Consider the following 18,355-nt stretch of genomic DNA (forward strand, 5'->3'; position numbering starts at 1 on the left):
CGGCGTTGGTCACCGCGTCGACGCCAGCCGCGCGACGTAGGTGACGAGGCGCGGGAGGAAGTAGTCCCAGCCATTGACGTTGTTGCGGTAGGTCTCTTCGAGCACCGCGACTTCCCAGCCTCTCTCCCGGTAACCCGTCTCCGAGAAGCGCAGCAGTGTGCCTGCCGCGCCCGACGGGATCAGGTCGAAGGTCACCAGCAGTGAGTTGTCCGGCGACGCGGTAGCGCCCTCGTCGTACACCCAGCGGAAGGAGAATCGCCGGGGCGGATCGGCCTCGACGACCGTGAGCCCTACCGGGTGCAGGTCTGCCGTCTTGCCGTCGCTGAACCAGATGACGCCGGTCGCGCCGGGTTTCGCGGTGAGCTGCGCGTCCTTTGGCCACCACTCCCGTAGATGCTCCGGCGTGCTGATGACCTCGTAGACCACATCAGGTGTGGCGTCGATGTGGATTTCCCGCTCGATGCTGCCGTACTCCGTATCGCTGTTCAGCATGAAGTTCCGCCTTCGTCTCGCAACCTCTGGTTGCACAAGACTCTAGGCCTCTTGGCGGGGATGCGCAACCTTTGGTTGCGGCGCTCGCCTAGCCGCGAAGCCCCAGAGCCAGCGGCAGCGTGTACGCGAAGGCCAGGTGGTGCCGCCGGTCGCAGAACTCGACGAAGCCGTCACGCTCCTCGGCGGCCGCGTGCGTGGCGACCCGTGCCAGCTCCACCTCGGCCGCGTCGTGCCCCGAAACAGTCACGTAGCCGGCGATCGCCGGGCCGCGGTCACCAGCCGGCCCGGCGATGCCGACCACCATCGAGGCCGCGCCGCTCACGCCTGGCGGCAGGAATGCCGCACAGGAGGCCGCGTCCACCCCGCCCACGGCGCGCGGCCAACGCTTCACCCATCCGGTCGCGTGCCACCACGTCGCCGGCTGCCGCGCCGGTCCGACCGGGCCGGTAATCGCCACGCTGCGCGGGGCGGTGGCGTCGATCTCAGTCGGCTGCCACGGGTTCTCGCCATGACGCGGTCCGAGCATGCCGCGGCCGGGCAGCGCGAGCGCGCCGAGCAGCGAGACGACCGCGGCGCGGTCCAGCGGGACCAGCGGCCCGAGCCGCGCGCCCGCCGTCCCGGTCGCGCCGAGCCGACCGAACGCCTCGGCCATCGCTTGAGCGGCGATCGTGGTCAGGCCGCGCTCGCCTTGCGCGAACCGCGCCGCCTGATTCACCAACTCCGGTGTGTAGGCCAAACCGGCGACGGCGTACGCGCGGGTGCGGCCAGCCGGACCCGGGACCTGGCAGAGCACCTGAAGCCGCGTCAGCGGGACCGGGCCGGCGGCGCCAGCGGTCAGCACCTCGCCGAGCCGCGCGCCGAGATCGCCGGCGTCGGGCCCGCGCAGCACGCCGGGGGAGATCTCGGCGACGGCCAGGATCGTGCCGCGGCCGCCGTGCAGGAACAGCGCCGGGTCGCGCGAGCCGGTGGGCGAGGGAAGCCAGTGCAGGCCGGCGATGCCGAACGGCTCTGGCCGGCGCGCGGTCCATTTGGGCAGATGCCGCAGGTGTGATCGGGTGCGTCGCTGCCGGATCAACAGGGTGAGTGTGCTCGGCCCTGCGCTAGCCGCGCCGGGTAGCGCGGCGGATCCGAGTGCTGACCTCTGTGTCGCGGCCTGCTTCGCCACAGCCTGTCTCGCTCCAGCCTGTTGCGCCGCGGGCCGTGTCGCCGCGGCCGGATTAGGTGCGCCGCCTGGACGCATCCCGGGCTGCCCTGCCGCGGCTTGCGCCGCCACCGCCGCGCCGCCGGTCCCGGGGCGGCTGTCGGTGACGTCCGTGCCCTGTCCCCGCGGTGCGCGGTCCCGAGTTTGTGGCGCCACGTGCGCAGTGTCGCACAGCTGTGGACCATGGCGCAGGCGACCTGCCGCGCGTCACGCTCGGCTGACGTCTTGTCTGCCCAGCGTAGCGCTGGTACTTTGCGGATCGGTGCTCTGCGATGCCGATAGATTCATCGTCAGGGCCTTGGAAAGGCCGTGTTCAAAGGGGGAGCACGCGGCGCGGGGCGACCCCGTCGCCACTGGCGCCCCTGTATTGCAGGGGGAGGAAGATGCGTGTGCCGGACCGATCGGGACGGTCCGAACGCTCTGCCGTCGTCGCGTTCGCGGCTTGGCTGTTACTCGCCTGTCTTGTCCTCGGTGCTCCGCTAGGGCTGGCCTACCTGATCGGTTGGCCGCTGAGCGGCGTGCGCATGCAGCACGGGCTGCCGCACAATCCGTGGACCGTCCACGCACTGCTGCGCTGCGCGTACCTCGGTGTGTGGTTGCTGTGGGCGGAGTTCACCGCCTGTGTAATCGTCGAGATCCGGTCCGCGCGGACCGGCACCGAGACGGCGATCCACCTTCCAGGCGCCACGATCACCAGAGGCGCGGCCCGCGTGCTGGTCGCGATAGCCCTGAGCGCGTCGGTGGCCGGGGTGACGGCAACCGCCGCTTCCGCGCGTCCGGTAGCTGTCGGAGCCGCGCCTGGAGGCATCGACCTCGGCGCGCGTACGCACGTGCCCTCGCGGACGACGCAGCCGGCAGCACCGAGGCCAGCAGGCGACTACGCGCGTACATCCGCGAGACCAACCAGCGGCGGGACGTACGCAGACGACGGCGCCTTCGGCGACAACACCGCGATACTCACTGATACCGCGCCTAACAAAGCCACGCCGTCCAAACCGTTGTTGTCTAACGCGGCATCGGTGAGGGCGGCTTCGTCTAACGTCACGTCGTCTAATACCGCATCAGCTAACGCTGCGTCGCTTCATACGGCGTCGTCCGCTGAGGCGGCTAGCGTGACGGCGCTCAAGTACTACGTAGTGGAGCCGCCGGGTGGGCGACACCATGACTCGCTCTGGGATATCGCCCAGCGGTACCTGGGCGACGGCCGCCGCTACCGCGAGGTCTTTGCCCTGAACGAGGGTCGGCTTCAGCCGGACGGCACGAAGCTGCAACACGCCAGTCTGATCCGGCCCGGCTGGGTCCTGGTACTGCCTGCCGACGCCGAGGGCCCGGGACTGAGCGACCAGTTGCCGCCGCTCGCCGCGGCGTCCAGTTCACCCGCTCAGAGCACTGCCGTGCCGCCGGCCCCGCCGCCGCAAGCCGCAAAGCCTTCGCCGTCGAGCGCGGCTCAGAACGCGGCCGCCGATGGCATCGCGCCGAAGACTTATGTGATGCCGGGGACGCAGAGCAGCAGCAGCAGTGTGAACAGCAGTGCGGCGAACAAGGGCAACGCCGCCGGTGTCGGCGCGTCGCTCGGCTCGGTGGGCGCCGAACGCTCGCCGGTGAATCTCATCCCGCACCCGGTCGCTTCTCGCCCCGCCGTGCCACATGAGGAACCGTCAGGCGAGCACTCCGGCGAGAGTTCCGTGCTGCACTCGATCTCCGACGTGTTGCCTTACGTCGCGCTGATCGGCTCGCCGATCCTCGCCGCCGCGCTGCTGACCGGGCTGACCGCGGCCGCCCGCCGGCGCCGCCGTGACCGCCCTGGCGCTTCCATCGTCGCGCCGCCGGATCCGGCGGTGGCCGAGGTAGAGCGCACGATTCGCGCTGCCGCCGCATGCGACACCATCGACGTGGTGGACCGGGCCTCGCGGGAACTGCGCAGCGGCTGCGAGGTGGCAGGCCGGATCCCGCCATCGCTGCGCTATGTCCACGCCGACATGGCTGCCCTACACCTCGTGCTCTGCGATCCGGACGCTCCGGCCCCGCCGCCGTGGATCGCGCTGGCTGACGGCAGGCAATGGCGGTACGCGCGGGATCCTCAAACAGCGCAGAGCACGGAATCGTGCACGCGCGAACCCGATACCACTCAGCGGCCCGCGATGCCGTATCCGCTGCTGCTCGCGGTCGGCGCGCTTGAGGACGAGCAGATATTCGTCGACCTGGAGACCTCGGCCGGTCGATGCACCGCGGTCACCGGCCCACCCAGGCAGCGCCGCGCAGTGCTGGCCGCCGCGGCCGCGACCCTGGCCTGCGCGCCGTGGGCGGACCAGATCCGGATCGAAACGGTCGGGCTGCCCGCCGAGCTGGCCCTGCTCGCGCCCGAGCGGCTGCGCGTTCACCCCGATCTTCCGTCCGCCCTCGCGGCGCTCGAAGAACAGGCCGCGGCGACCAGCCCGCACCTCGTGCGGCTGCTGATCGCCGAACGCGTCGGGCCGGAGGACACCGCGCGCCTGCGCATGCTGACCGCGGGCGTGGACGGCAGCACCACCGCGCTGGTCGGCACCGACCACCCCTGGCCGGACTTCACCGTCTTCAGCGTCGACCCGGTCGGCAGGATGCGGATACCGGGCGTTCCCGGCGACGTGACGGCCGCGCGGCTGCCGGACGCGCTCGCCGCCGCGCTCGGCGCGCTGTTCCGCGCCGCCGCCGCACCGCGCTACGCGCCCGCCTACCGCCCCGCCGACGCCCCGATGGCAGGCGGCATGGAATTGCTGGACCGGCCGGCCGGCGTGCGCGCGCGCATCCTCGGTTCGGTCGAGTTGACCGGGGTCGGCCCCGCCGACGCGGCGCGCGGACCGCTGTTCACCGAGGCGCTGGTGCTGCTGCTCTTCCACCGGGCCGGGCTGCCCGCGCCGGTCTTCGCCCGCGCGCTGTGGCCCCGCGGCATCACCCCGGCCGCCCGCGACCGGATGCTGCGCGACATGTGCGACTGGCTGGGCGAGAACCGGCTCGGACCGCGGCTCACGGTCGCGGCAGACGGCCTGGTGCGGCTGACTGAGGACGTGCGCTCGGACTGGGACGAGTTCCAGGCCGCCTACGCCGAGGCGAGCCGGCTCGGCGACCTGCCGGAGGCCGACGAGGCGCTGGCGCGCGCCTTGTACCTGGTGCGCGGCGAACTGCTGGCCGACCGGCCGCCGGGAAGGTACTCCTGGCTCGGCTTCGGAACGCAGGAGACTGAGGTGCCCGCGGTCATCGCCGACGCGGCGCACCGGCTGGCCACGCGGCGGCTGGCTCGCGGCGATGCGCTCGGGGCGCAGTGGGCCGCAGAGCAGGGCCTGCTGGGCGCGCCGGACGACGAGCGGCTGGTGCAGATCAAGATCCGCGGCATCGCGGCGCAGGGCGACCAGGAGCGGCTGCACACCGTGATCGCCGACTTGAAGGTGCGTGCCTGGTACCGCTACGGCGAGACCGAACTGCATCCGAGCACGAACGCGGTCGTGTCCGAACTCTTAGAAGGGCTGGAGGGACTGCGTGCCTAATCCTGGCGCCGCGGCGGATGCTCCGGCGGGCGGCGCGGTGGTACTCGCTCAGGACCGGCGGCTGGTGGTGCCCGTGCTCTCTGGGTGCGGGGGAGTGGGGCGTACAACGGTCGCCGCACTTCTCGCGGCGACACTGCACCGGCACACGGTCACAGCACCCGGAGACAGGCGCGGCACCGCCGTTCTGGACTGCGCTGCGCGCGGCAACACGCCTTGGCCCGCATGGGTGACCACGCAGGCGTCTTCGGGCACTGGCACGCTCGCGGGCTTCCGCGGCACGGCCGGTGGCGCGGAAGCAGGACTCTCTCAGCTCACTGACGCGTCGCTTTCCCACCTGGCCGTCGACGCACCTAGCCCGTTGTGGGTCCTGACCGACACCGGGCCCGCATCACCCTCCTACCTTGGCGGCGATCCGGGCCCGCGGTGGTGGCTGCCGGTGCTGCCCGCGCTACGTGCCGCGGTCGTCGACGGGGACGCATTGGAAGGCGCGCGTCTGGCGGCGCAGGCGGTCGGTGGCCCGATGTCCGTGATCGGGTCCTGGTTCGCCACTCCTTTCCTCAACACGGCCGCCGTCTGGGTGACCGACAGCGGCGAAGCATCGCTGAGGCGCACCATCGACGCGCTGACCTGCATGGCCGAGGTGCGGCTGCCGGTCGATCGGATCATCGTCGCGGTCACGGATCGGCGCGGCGCCCGCAAACGCGGCGGCGGCTCGATCGCGGAGGGCTGGCACGAGCTGATCGCGCCGCGGGTCGGTGCGCTGGTCGATCTCGGGCATGATCGGGCGCTCGCGGATCAAGGCGGCTGCCCGCTGCTCGACGCGGCCACCCTGGATCGGCCGCAGCTCGTTGAACTGGCCCGCGCGGTGGCGATGGCGGCTCGGCTGCCGTGGATCTCCGAGGGTGAGCCGGCGGTATTCGATCCGGCTACCGGCGCACCGGGTCAGGCTTCTGACCTCTCGGAGCTACTGCTGCGCCAGGCCGGGCGCGCGGCGTTCCGCTAGGCCGTGGGTAAGAAGTAGCGTCGGACAAGGCCGCGGCGTCTGGCGCGTGCGATCGCAAGGCGGCGGAGCGTCTTCATGGGGCGTCTGGCAGTGTCCGATAGGTGCCTGGCGGCACCGGGGCTTCGCCAACGCAGCGAGCGTGCGTGGCAGGCGTCGCGGCCCCGGCGAAACTTCTTACACACGGCCTAGGCCGCGCACGACCGGCACCGGCGGACTCAGCTCTCTGCGAAGCGGTCGAACGCCCGCATCAGCGCTTCGTTAAACGCATCGCTGCCGGTGTGCCCGGAGTCGTCAATGATGACGAGCTCCGCGTCAGGCCAAGCCTTCGCCAGCTCCCACGCGGTCACGGGCGGTCCGCCCATGTCCAGCCGGCCGTGAACCAGCACGCCCGGGATGCCCTTGAGCCGGTGGGCATTGCGCAGCAGTTCGCCTTCCTCCAGCCAGGCACCGTTGGAGAAGTAGTGCGCGCAGATCCGGACGAACGCGAGCTTCGCATCGTCAGGACGGTCGCTGTACGCACCAGGGCTTCCGTTGACCTCCATCGAGATCACGGCGTCCTCCCAGGCGAGCCAGTCGGCGGCGGCCTTGGCGCGCACCTCCAGATCAGGGTTCTCCATCAGCCGGCCGTATGCGGCGAGCAGGTCCCCGTCCCGCTCGGCTTCGGGTACGCCGTCGCGGAACCGCTCCCAGGCGTCCGGGAAGAACCGGGCGACGCCTCGGTACAGCCAGTCGATCTCGCAGCGGCGGGTCGTGGTGACGGCGGGGATGATGATCTCCGATACCCGCTCTGGATGCCGCTCGGCGTAAGCGAGGACCAGAGTCGAGCCCCAAGAACCGCCCTTGAGCAGCCACCGCTCGACGCCGAGGTGTTCGCGCAGCCGTTCCATGTCGCGCAGCAGGTGCTCGGTGGTGTTCACGCTCAGGTCCGTGGCCGGATCGCTGGCGTGCGGCGTGCTGCGGCCGCAGCCGCGCTGGTCGAACCGGATGACCCGGAAGCGCGCTAGGTCGACGCCGCTCGGCCGCGCACGGCTGGACCCGGTGCCGGGACCGCCGTGCACGTTCAGCACCGGCTTGTTCGCGGGGTCGCCCCAGGACTCCCAGTAGACGAGATTTCCGTCGCCGACGTCGAGCATGCCGTGCTCGGCGGGCGAATCCGCTGCTTCCGTCATTCCCAACTGAACATCCTCACTGCCCCGTAGCCGAACACCACCGCGTACGCCACCAGCACCAGCAGCGCTCGGGCCGAGGGAAACGTACCGCTCATGCTGTCCTGTAAAGCCTGCACCGCTGAGCCCAGGGGAGTGTAGTCGCTCACGTCGCGCAATCCGGCGGGCATGATCTGGCGCGGCACCCAGAGCCCGGCCAGGAACTCCAGCGGGAAGAAGAACGCTCCCGCGATGGCTTGCGCGGCCCGGCCGGTAGTCGCGACCGCGGCCACCCACAGTCCCAAGCCGAACAGCGCCACCGCGGTCAGGGCCAGCGCGAGTAAGAAGCCGAACGGTTGCTGTGGCGCGGACAGCCCGAAGGCGGTGGTTCCGATCACCAGGATCAGCCCGAGCGCGATCGCCGCCAGCATCAAGTTGACCACCAGTTGCGCCGCCAGGACCGCGGCCGGGGAGACCGGCGTCGTCGCCATCCGCCGCAATACGCCTTGCTCCCGGTACGTCGCCAGCGGCCCGGGGATGGAGAACAACCCGAGCATGGACAACACCATCGCGCACAGGATCGGCAGGTAGATGTCCAGCGGGCGCTCGCCGCCGAACTTGTCCGCGGGCAGGTTGAACTTGGGGATGTTGCCGAAGATGACCAGCAGCAGCACCGGCAGTCCGATGCCCCACACCAGACCGGCCGGCTCGCGCACGGCCAGCCGCGCCTCCGTGACGATCAGCCGCCGCAGCGCCCGACGCGGCACCGCTTCGCCCAAGGCCTCTCGGCCGGATGCGATCCGGTCGACGGGCACGCGCTCGCGCAAGGATAGTTGCATCGTCATCAGCCCTCTGCGTTGCTCGTCGTCGAAGCACGGTGGCGAGTGAGCGCGATGAACGCGTCTTCGAGCCCTGGTGTTTCGAGTTCCACGTCGTGCGCGGTGATTCCGGCCCGGTCGAGGGTCAAGATCAGCGCATTGACCAGGTCTTCGCGACCGGTCACCGAAACCCGGCTGCCGTGCCGGGCCACTGTAGACACCTGAGGCAGCGCGGTCAGTAACGCGTCATCGAAGGGCCCTGACGGCCGGAAGCGCACTCGCTTGCCGCCCCCGGCCCGCTCGGCGACTTCGGCCGGTGTGCCGTGCGCGACCACGCGACCCTCGTCGATCAGCGCCAGCCGGTCGCACAGCCGCTCGGCCTCGTCCATGAAATGCGTGACCAGCAGCACGGTGACGCCCCGGTCACGCACGGCCTCGATCAAGGACCAGGTCTCCTGCCGCGCCTGCGGATCGAGCCCGGTGGTCAGTTCGTCGAGTACTGCGATCTGCGGGTTACCGATCAACGCGAGCGCGATGGACAGCCGCTGTTTCTGGCCGCCGGACAGCTTGCGATACGGAGTCTCGCGCTTTTCCATCAGCCCGAGGGTGCGCAGCAGCGCGTCGGGATCGGCAGGGTTCTCATAGAAGGACGCGTAGAGCCACAGCACTTCGCGCACCTTCAGCCGCGCGGGCACCGCGCTCTGCTGCAACTGCACACCGACCCGGTCGCGCACGTGGTGAGCGCGATCTCCGCGTGGGTCGAGCCCAAGCACGCGCAGCGCGCCCGCGTCGGGTACTCGCAGCCCTGATACGCACTCGACCGTGGTCGTCTTGCCGGCGCCGTTCGGCCCGATCACGCCGAAGACCTCGCCGCGCCGCACCTCGAAAGAGACCTCGTCCACGGCGACGGTCGCACCGTAGACCTTGCGCAGCCCGTCGACCTCGATGACCGTCTCAGGGCTCGTGCTCATTACTCCCGCTGTCATCGCTCCCGTCCCCTTCCGTCGCCGCATTCTCTGACGTATCAGCCTGCTTACGCGGTCGCCCACGACGCGGTAGGCCGCCCACCTGCTTCGGCATCCGTCCCGCGTTGTTCAGGCTCTGCCGCAGCAGGAACTCGATCTGCGCGGTCGTGCTGCGCAACTCGTCCGCGGCCCAGCGCACGAGCGCGTCGTGCACGGCCGGGTCGAGCCGCAGCAGGATCTGCTTGCGCTCACTCAAGATCGCGGCTCACTGGTAGAGCGTGCCGGTGTTCACGACCGGCTGTGTCGCGTGCTCGCTGCACAACACGACCAGCAGGTTGCTGACCATGGTGGCCTTGCGTTCCTCGTCGAGTTCGACGATGCCCTGCTCGCTCAGGCTTTCCAGCGCGTCGCGCACCATCCCGACCGCGCCCTGCACCAGCCGCTGCCGGGCCGCGACTACCGCGTCGGCCTGCTGGCGGCGCAGCATCACCTGCGCGACCTCAGGGGCGTAGGCGAGCCGGGTGATCCGTGATTCGATCACTGCGATGCCCGCGAGCGTCACCCGCTCGGAAATCTCCGCGCTCAGCCGGGCCGTGATCTCGTCCGCATGTTCACGCAGCGAGAGCCGCCCTTCCTCGCGGGCGTCATACGGGTAGCCGGTGGCGATGTGCCGCACCGCGGTCTCGGTCTGGATCGCGACGAAGGCCGCGAAGTCGTCCACCGAGTAGACCGCCTTGGCCGTGTCGCGCACCTGCCAGACCACTACGGCGGCCATCTCGATCGGATTGCCGTCCGCGTCGTTGACCTTCAGCGTCGCGGTCTCGTGGTTACGCACTCGCGTCGAAACCTTGCGGCGAGCCGTGAACGGGTTCACCCAGCGCAGCCCCGTGGTGCGCACCGTGCCGGTGTACCGGCCGAACAACGAGACCACGCGCGCCTGGCCGGGGAACACGCCGGTGAGCCCGAAGAGGTTGATTGCCGCGAGGACGTAGAGCACCACGCCGACGATCGCCGACCACGGCTTGCCGATCGCGCCTTGCAGCGACGCGCCGAGCGCGATCGCCACCAGGCTGGCCACCAGCGGCCCCCAGCCGGTGACCGAGCGCGCCTCCCGCTCGCTGACCGGCGCTTCTGGCATGCGCACCGTGTGGCCGCCGGGGGCCGAACCTGTCCCCGTATCCGATGCCGTCGACATCGTCGTTCCCTTCCCGTCGCCCGAACTTCCTTATCTGCAATCTATCATAGTGATATCACTTTTCTACTGAGTGTGGCGAGCGACTGTGACCGGGCTCACCGCCCGGACTGCGAAACGCCGGGGCCGGACGCCGGAAGGGTGGGTTATCGTCGGCCGGACGTAACACGCTTGATGGAAGACACACAGACCATGACCCTGACCGGACCTGACCGCGTGCTCGCCGCGGCCCCGGCCCAGCCGACGCAGGCCCTCGCCGACCTCGCGCCGCCCGCAGGGCTATCGCCCGCGCAGCCCTCCGCCGAACTGTCCGCGCCCGCAGACGAGCGTGCGGCCTGGTGGCGGGAGGCGGTGATCTACCAGGTCTACATCCGGTCCTTCGCCGACGGAAACGGCGACGGCATCGGCGATCTGCTGGGCATCCGCACCCGGCTGCCCTACCTGCGCGCGCTCGGCGTCGACGCGGTGTGGATCACGCCGTTCTACCCCTCGCCCATGGCGGACGGTGGCTACGACGTGGCCGACTACTGCGCGGTCGATCCGCTGTTCGGGACGCTCGGGGATTTCGACGCGCTGGTCGCCGAGGCGCACGCGGCCGGTCTGCGCGTGATCGTGGACGTGGTGCCGAACCACACCTCGGACCGGCACCAGTGGTTCACCGAGGCACTGGCCGCCGAACCGGGCGACGCGGCCCGCGGCCGGTACATCTTCCGGCCCGGCAAGGGCGAGCACGGCGAGCTGCCGCCGAACGACTGGGAATCGGTGTTCGGCGGGCCGGCCTGGACGCGCATCGTCGAGCGCGACGGCACTGCGGGCGAGTGGTACCTGCACTTGTTCGATCCGGCGCAGCCCGACCTGAACTGGCACAACCCCTGGGTGCGCGAACAGTTCGAGCAGGTCTTGGAATTCTGGCTGGACCGAGGCGTCGACGGGTTCCGGGTCGATGTCGCACACGGCATGATCAAGCAGCACGGTCTGCCGGATGTGGGCTACTCCGGGCAGATCACCATGCTGGGCAACGCGGTCCTACCCTATTTCGACCAGGACGAGGTGCACCAAATCCACCGCTCGTGGCGGCGGATCCTCGACACGTATCCCGGCGAGCGGATCGCGGTCGCCGAAGCCTGGGCGCCGTCGCTGGAGCGTCTGGCCGCGTATGTGCGGCCGGACGAGTTGCACCAGGCGTTCAACTTCCACTACCTCGGCACGCCGTGGGAAGCGCAGCCGCTGCGAACCGTGATCGACCAGTCCTTGGGCACCGCCAGGCTGGTCGGCGCCCCCTCGACGTGGGTGCTGTCCAACCACGACGTACAGCGCCACGTGACCCGGTACGGCGGCGGCGAGACCGGGCAGCGGCGGGCACGCGCCGCCGCGCTGCTCATGCTGGCGCTGCCGGGCTCGGCGTATGTGTATCAGGGCGAGGAGTTGGGTCTGGAAGAGGTCTTCGACCTACCCGCCGAACTGCTGCAGGATCCGCAGCGCTTCCGGTCCGCGGACGGCAGCAGCGGGCGCGACGGCTGCCGGGTGCCGCTGCCGTGGAACGGAGCGGTCCCGCCGTTCAACTTCACCCCGCTTGGCATCGCGGACGGCTGGCTGCCAGCTCCGGCGCACTGGGCCGCGCGCACCGTCGAAGCGCAGTGGCAGGACCCTGACTCGATGCTCGGGCTCTACCGCGAAGCGCTGCGGCTGCGCCGGGAGCACCCGGCGCTCGGCGACGGCGCGCTGGAGTGGAGCCCGTCCCCGGCCGGCACGCTGGTGTTCACCCGCGAACCCGGATTCGTCTGCACCGTCAACACCGGGAGCGAACCGGTGGCGCTGCCCGCTCCGGGCACGCCGGTACTGGCCAGCGGCCCGTTCGAACTCGGAGCCGACGCCGCCGGTCAGGCCAGCGTGGTGCTGCCGCCCGACACGGCGGTGTGGTGGGTGCGCTCCGCTTCCGACTGACCGCTTCCCGCTGCGGACGCGTCGCACCGCTTACGCGATTCGTCCCGTATTCAGATTGCCGATAAAACTCGCCCCGGTCTTCCCGTTCCCGTTCATCCCCGCTTTCGGATGAATCGCCCGAATCGTCGCTCAGGCCGCTGCGACAGAACGCGGGCGCGGGATCCGCCGGCCGAAGGACCGGCCGAATCCGATCTCCCGGTCGGTTTCGCTCAGCCCGCCCCAGATACCGAACAGTTCCGGCGTCTGCAGCGCGTGGTTGCGGCACTCCCTGAGCACCGGGCAGCTCGCGCACACCCGCTTCGCCGCGCCCTCGCGCACCTCGCGGTCGCGGATGCGCTCCTTCTCCGGGCCGAAGAACAGGCGCGCGTCCGAACCCTGGCACGCCGCCCGCTCCTGCCAGCCCAGCCGCAGCTGAGCGACCGGGGGAATGCGCGCGGCGTTACGCGCGGACCTGCGCTCGGGCAGTACCGCGACCGTCGCCGAGTCGCTTCGGGCCGCAGCCTGGCCCTGACCCGTGTGTGCCGATCGCGCGCCCGCCTTCCCGCCGTGCGCCGATCCGCCTGCCGTCCCGTTCTCCAACACAGCCATCTCGTCCACTAACACAATCCCCTCCGAGTGTGTCCTGTCCGTTCCAACGGACGCCGTGGCACTGGTGTTCCGTAGCTCCTACCGCCGCCGCGTCAGTCGCCCCCACAGTCGTTGAGACGACCGGACCGCCCGTATCGTTCCCACTTTTTTCGAGCTGTTCGCCGAAAGGCCCGACCGCGCACATCTGCGGATATGACCCTTAAATCCCGCCCATGCGGACTCGCGCCGGACATCGCCATCCCACGAAAGGGTGGAAACGCCCCCGGCGTTCACCGATCCGGGCTAACTTACGATGCGGATCGGTTGCCACTCTGCGCTGATCTACCACTCGCGCACCGTGAACGCCGCAGGAAGGAGTCCGGGCGATGCCGCAGGCGACACCGTCACGGCAGGGTCAGGCGCGCACCGCATCCCACACGCCACACGCGATACCCGCACCGCAGGTGCCGCCCCCGCCGGCAGCGGGCGCGGGTCCGGCGGCCGCGAGTAACAGCGCGCTGCGGCAACTACGGTTGCGCCGCTTCTGGACGCAAGCCGACCTCGCCGCCGCCTTCGAGGCGCGCTCCCGGCAGATCGGCCGTCCGCTCTCGCTTTCGGTGCGGCAGGTGCGGCGCTGGGAGAGCGACAATCCGCCGCTGCCGCTGCCGGCGTATCAGGCGGTGCTTGAAGCACTGTTCGGCGTGCCGATCGAGCGGATGGGATTCCAGCCGCAGTGGGCACGGCAGGAGGCCGATCCGCCCGATTCGGGCTCGGACGGATCGGCGGACAGGGACAGAGACAGGGGAGCAGAGGTCACGCGGTCGCCGCACGACGACCACGAGAGGCACGACCCGGTGAAGAGAAGGCAGTTCATGACGGGCGCGGTCGCGCTCGGTTCCGGTGGGTTGGCCGCCACGGCGCCCGCCTCGGCGCACGCTTCGGTCCGGTCCCCGTACCAGGGCTTACCGCAAGACAACGCGTTATATCAGAACCCTGAGTATCAGAATGCTGCGAACAGATCGGGCTCGCGGCAGCCTGAAGCCGCGGCGAGACTCGCGCAGCAGCGCGGCGGCGCTACATCCGGCGCCGCGACTGTGGATTCGACCCTCGTGGCCGGATACGCGGCGATCACCGCGCAGCACCGGACGCTGTACTGGAGCGTCGCGGCCTCGGCGATGTTCGCCCCGGTGGCCGCGCACAGCGAACTCGGCGTCGGCCTGCTGCGCGCGACCGACTCCCCGGCGCTGCGCACCCGGCTGGCCAACCCGGTCGCCGAGACCGCGCTGCTGGCCGCCCGGCTGGCCTTCTTCGATCTGCAGCAGCCCGGGCTCGCGGACAGCTACTTCACGGTGGCTCTCAACGCGGCGCGTGAGGCGGCCGATCGGGCGCTGACCGGGGCGGTGCTCGCGCACATGGCCTTCGTGCCGGCCTTCGCGGGACGGGCGCGGCGGGCCAGGGACCTGATGGCGCTCGCCCACGACGAGGCGGCGGGCGCGATCGGAGCCATGCAGCGCTCGTGGATGTACGCGGTCGAATCAGAGGTCGAGGCGAGGCTCGGCGCGGCGGCCGCGTCGGGCGACTTGATCGCGCGCGCGGAAGGAGCGCTCGGCGGCGTCGGCGCGGCGGGCTCGACCGGCATGGAACCGCAATGGCTCGACTTCTACGACGCCTCCCGGTTGGCCGGGTTCAAGGGCTACTGCCAGATGGCCACCGGCCGCACCGGCGAGGCCGCCGCCTCGCTGGAACGCACGCTGCGCACGCTGCCGGCCTCCGGCGCGAAACAGCGTTCGATCACGCTCGCCGACCTGGCGCACGTGCGCGCGCAGCAGGGCGAACTGGAGGAATCCGCCAGGCTGCTCGGCGGCGCGATCGCGCAGCTGCACCGGTCCTGGTACGCGACCGGCGTCGACCGGGTCGACGGCGTGCGCCGCAGGCTGATGGTGCTGAACGTGCCGCCGCGGGTGCTCGCTCCGGTGGAGGAGGCCAGGCACGCGCTGGAAGTGGTCAGGCCCTGACCTGCGTTAGCCGGCCCGATTAATCCTGGCGTCCACCGGCGTGCCGTGCTCCGCACTCATGCGGAGCGCGGCACGTCTCGTGCGCACGCGAAGCAGCAGCCGTTTTAGCCGGCCGAGTTCAACTCCGCCGCTGGTTCGTGCCGATCTTCGCCCTGTGAGAGCTGAGTCTGCTGCGGTTCATGAGAAAAGAACCGGAAAATCACCGGCCTCGGAGGGGCGCCGTGCGCTATCGTCGCGACGCCGGTTTGTGACCGGCTCGCTGCATGAGTGTCCTGCTATCGGTATCGGCCCGTTGCCGAGCCGTCGCGGGAGTCAGCGATGCTCGACGTGCGGCGGCATCGCCGGGGAATGCCGCCGCACCCGAGCGTGCGGCCACTAGGGCGTGTTTTTAGAACTAGCACCGCCTGCTTCGCGATCAGGCGTGATGCCAGGTCGAGGAGAAGGACGTCCCGCCCGAGATCCCGCTCACCGAGGCCTTGGTCGTGCCCGAGCTGGTGACCATGGTGATCGAGGTCGGATTCGACGCGCCGAGCGAGCCGCCGTTCACCTTGGAGCTGGTGAAGGTCACGGTGCCGAAGTTCGCCAGCGGCAGCACTCCGCTCGATGAGGACGGCGCCTCCGCGATGACTTCCGCCGAGGACCGCGCCAGCGAGGAGTTGGTCTGGTTGATCGTGTGGCTCCAGCCGCGGGTGGTGTCCGCCAGGTAGAGGCTGAACGCGCCGGACGAGGTCGAGGTGACCCGGGAGACGATCGTGTCACCGGCCGCCACCGTGTTGTTGAAGTAGACCGGGCTGGCCGGGTACATCTCGTACCACGCGTACTGCGTCGCGCGCCCGCCGGAGCACAACACCAGTGTGCCGGTCTGCTCGACCGAGGAGCTGGCGTATCCGTCGAGCCCGGTCCAGAAGCTGGCGTAGGCGGTGCTCGAGCCGCAGCTCGCGCCCGGTTCGCGCCAGGTCGCGGTGACCGAGGTGTACTTCGTGGAGTGCGCGGCGTAACCGGCCCAGTTGGTGCTGGTGGCGAACTTCAGGCCGTGCGCGGCGCCGGGGTGCAGGCGCGCACCGGCGGCGTGCGGGGAGAAGTCGAGCCCGGAGAGCGCGGCGGCCGCGCCGCCGGCCGAGACCAGGGCGGCGAACAACGCGAACACGGTGCTCAATGCGGAAATTGGGACGAGTAGGGCGCAGAGGCCGGCTCGCGCCGAGCGGCGCGCGGGTAAGCCGGCGCGGGCTGCGATGCGAGGTATCAGGCGCAAACGCATTGATGCTCCTCGTGGGTTAGGAGCGCGAATCCCGGACGACGGTCGCCGCCCGAACGGTTCACGCGGCTGTATCTGACGTTAACTCAGAACTCGATGACCGGAAAGAGGGGGTTGCACCGTTTCGCCATAGAAGTGACTGCGGCGATCACGCTGATGATCACTCTGATGGCAAACTCGGCGATCAACACGCGCGGTCGCTGTCAACGCGATGAGTCATCCGGCCCGCTGGTGGCAGGATTGCAGTATGCGCGGCACGTTGCGGGTCTATGTGGGCGCGGCTCCGGGCGTCGGGAAGACCTACAAGATGCTGGAGGAGGCGCACCGGCGGATCGAACGCGGCGCGGACGTGGTCGTCGGCTGGGTCGAGACCTACGGTCGCCCGCACACGATCGCGCTGGTCGACGGGCTGCCCATGATCCCGCCGCTCAAGCGCGCCTATCGCGACGGCGAATTCCCGCAGCTGGACCTGGACGCGGTGCTCGCGCGCAGGCCCGAGGTCGCGCTCATCGACGAGCTGGCACACACCAACCTGCCCGGCGGCCGCAACGCCAAGCGCTGGCAGGACATCCACGAGCTGCTCGACGCCGGGATCAACGTGATCACCACGGTGAACGTGCAGCATCTCGAATCGCTGCGCGACGTGGTCGAGCGGATCACCGGGGTTCCGCAGCGCGAGACGGTGCCGGACGAGGTAGTGCGCGCGGCCGACCAGATCGAACTGGTGGACATGTCCCCGGAGGCGCTTCGCCGCCGCCTCGCGCACGGCAACGTCTATCCGGCGGATCGCATCGACGCGGCGCTCGGCAACTACTTCCGGCTCGGCAACCTGACCGCGCTGCGGGAGCTGGCCCTGCTGTGGGTCGCCGACCGCGTCGACGAGGTCTTGCAGCGCTACCGGGAGGATCATCGGATCGACTCGGTGTGGGAGGCGCGTGAGCGCGTTGTCGTGGCGCTTCCCGGGGACGGTTCGGGGGATCTGCTGATCCGTCGCGCCGCGCGCATCGCGCAGCGCTCGCTCAAGACAGTCCTCGATCAAGACAGCGCTCGATCCAGGGCGGGGCTACGCGAGGCCGGCAGCGGCTCGGGCGCCGAACTGCTCGCAGTGCACGTCGCCCGTTCGGACGGTCTCGTGGCGGACACCAGCCCAACCGCGCTCGCCGCGCAACGACACCTGGTCGAATCACTCGGCGGGACGTATCACACGGTGGTCGGCGACGACGTGCCGCGAGCGCTGCTCGAGTTCGCGAGGGCGGCGAACGCGACGCAGCTGGTTCTCGGTACTTCGCGGCGTAACCGCGTCAACCGCCTGCTCACCGGACGCGGCATCGGCGAGACCACTATCCGGCTCTCCGGCGACATCGACGTGCACATGGTCACGCACGAGGATCCCGGACAGGCCAGGCGGCGCACCACGTGGCTGCCGCCAAACCCGCTGCGTGAGGCCGCGTGGGGACACGCGCGCTGGCGCGGACCCGCCGCCGCGCTGCTCGTGCCGCCGATCATCACCGCGGTGCTCGCGCAGGTGCCGCACGGCGGGCTCAACCTGACCAGCCAGGTACTCATCTTCCTGGTCGCCACGGTGGCCATCGCCCGGCTCGGCGGTCTACTCTCCGCGCTGATCGCGGCGCTGTGGGGTTCGCTGCTGCTGAACTACTACTTCATCACCCCGGTCCACACCTTCACGATCGACGAGGGCAACAACGTCTTCGCGCTGATCGTATTCGCGCTCGTCGCGCTGACCGTGGCCTCGGTGGTGGACCTGGCGATCAAGCAGACCCGGCGCGCCGCCAGCGCTTCCGCCGAGGCGGAGACCCTCGGTGCGTTCGCGGTGTCCGTGCTGCGCGGGGACGAGGCCATCAGCGCTCTGCTGGAGCGCTTCCGGGAGACCTTCGCGATGGCCTCCGTGGCATTGTTACAGCGATCGGAGTCGCAGCGACCGGGTGCGGAACGCGCGCAGTTCCAGCAACTCGGGCCCGGCGATCCGCACCCGCCAGACCTGAACGACGACCCGAACCGCTGGACGCTGGTGGCCAGCACCGGCGCGGACCCAGCGCTCTGTCCCGGTCAGGCGGACACGGTGGTCGAGGCAGGTCCGGACGCGGTGATCGTGCTGCGCGGGCGAACCCTCCCGGCCGACGACCAGCGCGTGCTGACCGCCTTCGCGGCGCAGGCCACCGCGGCACTGGAACGCCGCCGCCTCGCCCGCAGCGCCGCCGAGGCGGAGAGCCTGGCCG

General features: G+C 70.5%; 14 protein-coding genes. 5 read left to right on the forward strand and 9 right to left on the reverse strand.

What is annotated here, in order from left to right; genetic code table 11:
* Positions 1-9: 9 nt before the first annotated feature.
* Together VN779_RS18450 and VN779_RS18455 are read right to left on the reverse strand one after the other, a co-directional pair.
* Positions 10-492 carry an SRPBCC domain-containing protein gene (locus VN779_RS18450; protein WP_325724978.1) on the reverse strand — a complete coding sequence of 161 codons (483 nt, stop codon included), beginning with the start codon at positions 490-492 and terminating at the stop codon, positions 10-12.
* 88 nt (positions 493-580) lie between these two features.
* Positions 581-1,849 (reverse strand): hypothetical protein, encoded by a 1,269-nt coding sequence (locus tag VN779_RS18455; RefSeq protein WP_325724980.1) that lies wholly within the window; start codon positions 1,847-1,849, stop codon positions 581-583.
* A 233-nt stretch (positions 1,850-2,082) separates the two neighbouring features.
* Here VN779_RS18455 and VN779_RS18460 point away from each other — a divergent pair, with 233 nt between their 5' ends.
* Together VN779_RS18460 and VN779_RS18465 are read left to right on the forward strand one after the other, a co-directional pair.
* A complete protein-coding gene (locus tag VN779_RS18460) occupies positions 2,083-5,214 on the forward strand; it encodes a hypothetical protein (RefSeq protein ID WP_325724982.1) in 3,132 nt (1,043 codons plus the stop codon).
* Positions 5,207-6,217 carry a hypothetical protein gene (locus tag VN779_RS18465; protein ID WP_325724984.1) on the forward strand — a complete coding sequence of 337 codons (1,011 nt, stop codon included), beginning with the start codon at positions 5,207-5,209 and terminating at the stop codon, positions 6,215-6,217. Before VN779_RS18460 ends, VN779_RS18465 begins: the two co-directional genes overlap by 8 nt.
* Before the next feature lie 215 nt (positions 6,218-6,432).
* Here VN779_RS18465 and pip read toward each other — a convergent pair whose 3' ends face one another.
* From pip to VN779_RS18490, 5 genes are read right to left on the reverse strand one after another with little or no spacing between them, the layout of a single operon-like run.
* Entirely contained in the window at positions 6,433-7,386 is a 954-nt protein-coding gene (gene pip / locus VN779_RS18470; RefSeq protein ID WP_325724986.1) for a prolyl aminopeptidase, read from the reverse strand.
* The gene (locus VN779_RS18475) at positions 7,383-8,207 is read right to left on the reverse strand and encodes an ABC transporter permease (protein WP_325724988.1); all 825 of its coding nucleotides are present in this window, start codon (positions 8,205-8,207) and stop codon (positions 7,383-7,385) included. Before VN779_RS18475 ends, pip begins: the two co-directional genes overlap by 4 nt.
* Positions 8,207-9,151 (reverse strand): ABC transporter ATP-binding protein, encoded by a 945-nt coding sequence (locus VN779_RS18480; RefSeq protein WP_325724990.1) that lies wholly within the window; start codon positions 9,149-9,151, stop codon positions 8,207-8,209. The genes VN779_RS18475 and VN779_RS18480 overlap by 1 nt, the downstream gene beginning before the upstream one ends.
* Complete coding sequence (locus tag VN779_RS18485) at positions 9,135-9,401, reverse strand: hypothetical protein (protein WP_325724995.1); 267 nt, start codon at positions 9,399-9,401, stop codon at positions 9,135-9,137. The genes VN779_RS18480 and VN779_RS18485 overlap by 17 nt, the downstream gene beginning before the upstream one ends.
* A 9-nt stretch (positions 9,402-9,410) precedes the next feature.
* Positions 9,411-10,340: an SPFH domain-containing protein gene (locus VN779_RS18490; protein ID WP_325724997.1), complete on the reverse strand. Its 930-nt coding sequence runs from the start codon at positions 10,338-10,340 to the stop codon at positions 9,411-9,413.
* A gap of 189 nt (positions 10,341-10,529) precedes the next feature.
* Between VN779_RS18490 and VN779_RS18495 the strand changes: the two genes are divergently transcribed.
* Positions 10,530-12,281: a glycoside hydrolase family 13 protein gene (locus tag VN779_RS18495; protein ID WP_325724999.1), complete on the forward strand. Its 1,752-nt coding sequence runs from the start codon at positions 10,530-10,532 to the stop codon at positions 12,279-12,281.
* A gap of 129 nt (positions 12,282-12,410) precedes the next feature.
* Here VN779_RS18495 and VN779_RS18500 read toward each other — a convergent pair whose 3' ends face one another.
* Positions 12,411-12,869 (reverse strand): WhiB family transcriptional regulator, encoded by a 459-nt coding sequence (locus VN779_RS18500; protein ID WP_349260847.1) that lies wholly within the window; start codon positions 12,867-12,869, stop codon positions 12,411-12,413.
* 365 nt (positions 12,870-13,234) lie between these two features.
* On the opposite strand from VN779_RS18500, the gene VN779_RS18505 reads away from it, so the two are divergent.
* Positions 13,235-14,863, forward strand: coding sequence for a helix-turn-helix transcriptional regulator (locus VN779_RS18505; RefSeq protein WP_325725001.1), 1,629 nt, complete (start codon positions 13,235-13,237; stop codon positions 14,861-14,863).
* Between the two features lie 415 nt (positions 14,864-15,278).
* Here the strand turns inward: VN779_RS18505 and VN779_RS18510 are convergent, their stop codons facing one another.
* On the reverse strand, positions 15,279-16,010 hold the full coding sequence (locus VN779_RS18510; RefSeq protein WP_325725009.1) for a G1 family glutamic endopeptidase: 732 nt from the start codon (positions 16,008-16,010) through the stop codon (positions 15,279-15,281).
* Between the two features lie 355 nt (positions 16,011-16,365).
* On the opposite strand from VN779_RS18510, the gene VN779_RS18515 reads away from it, so the two are divergent.
* The coding region (locus tag VN779_RS18515; RefSeq protein ID WP_325725003.1) for a sensor histidine kinase at positions 16,366-18,355 on the forward strand (1,990 nt) is incomplete at its 3' end.

Origin of the sequence: Actinocrinis sp. (assembly GCF_035605935.1) — a bacterium.
Taxonomy (GTDB): Bacteria; Actinomycetota; Actinomycetes; order Streptomycetales; family Catenulisporaceae; genus Actinocrinis.

Coding starts and splice junctions, on each gene's coding strand:
- VN779_RS18495 (WP_325724999.1), top strand. CDS start 10,530: ATGACCCTGACCGGACCTGACCGCGTGCTCGCCGCGGCCCCGGCCCAG.
- VN779_RS18475 (WP_325724988.1), bottom strand. CDS start 8,207: ATGACGATGCAACTATCCTTGCGCGAGCGCGTGCCCGTCGACCGGATC.
- VN779_RS18505 (WP_325725001.1), top strand. CDS start 13,235: ATGCCGCAGGCGACACCGTCACGGCAGGGTCAGGCGCGCACCGCATCC.
- pip (WP_325724986.1), bottom strand. CDS start 7,386: ATGACGGAAGCAGCGGATTCGCCCGCCGAGCACGGCATGCTCGACGTC.
- VN779_RS18500 (WP_349260847.1), bottom strand. CDS start 12,869: ATGGCTGTGTTGGAGAACGGGACGGCAGGCGGATCGGCGCACGGCGGG.
- VN779_RS18450 (WP_325724978.1), bottom strand. CDS start 492: ATGCTGAACAGCGATACGGAGTACGGCAGCATCGAGCGGGAAATCCAC.
- VN779_RS18490 (WP_325724997.1), bottom strand. CDS start 10,340: ATGTCGACGGCATCGGATACGGGGACAGGTTCGGCCCCCGGCGGCCAC.
- VN779_RS18480 (WP_325724990.1), bottom strand. CDS start 9,151: ATGAGCACGAGCCCTGAGACGGTCATCGAGGTCGACGGGCTGCGCAAG.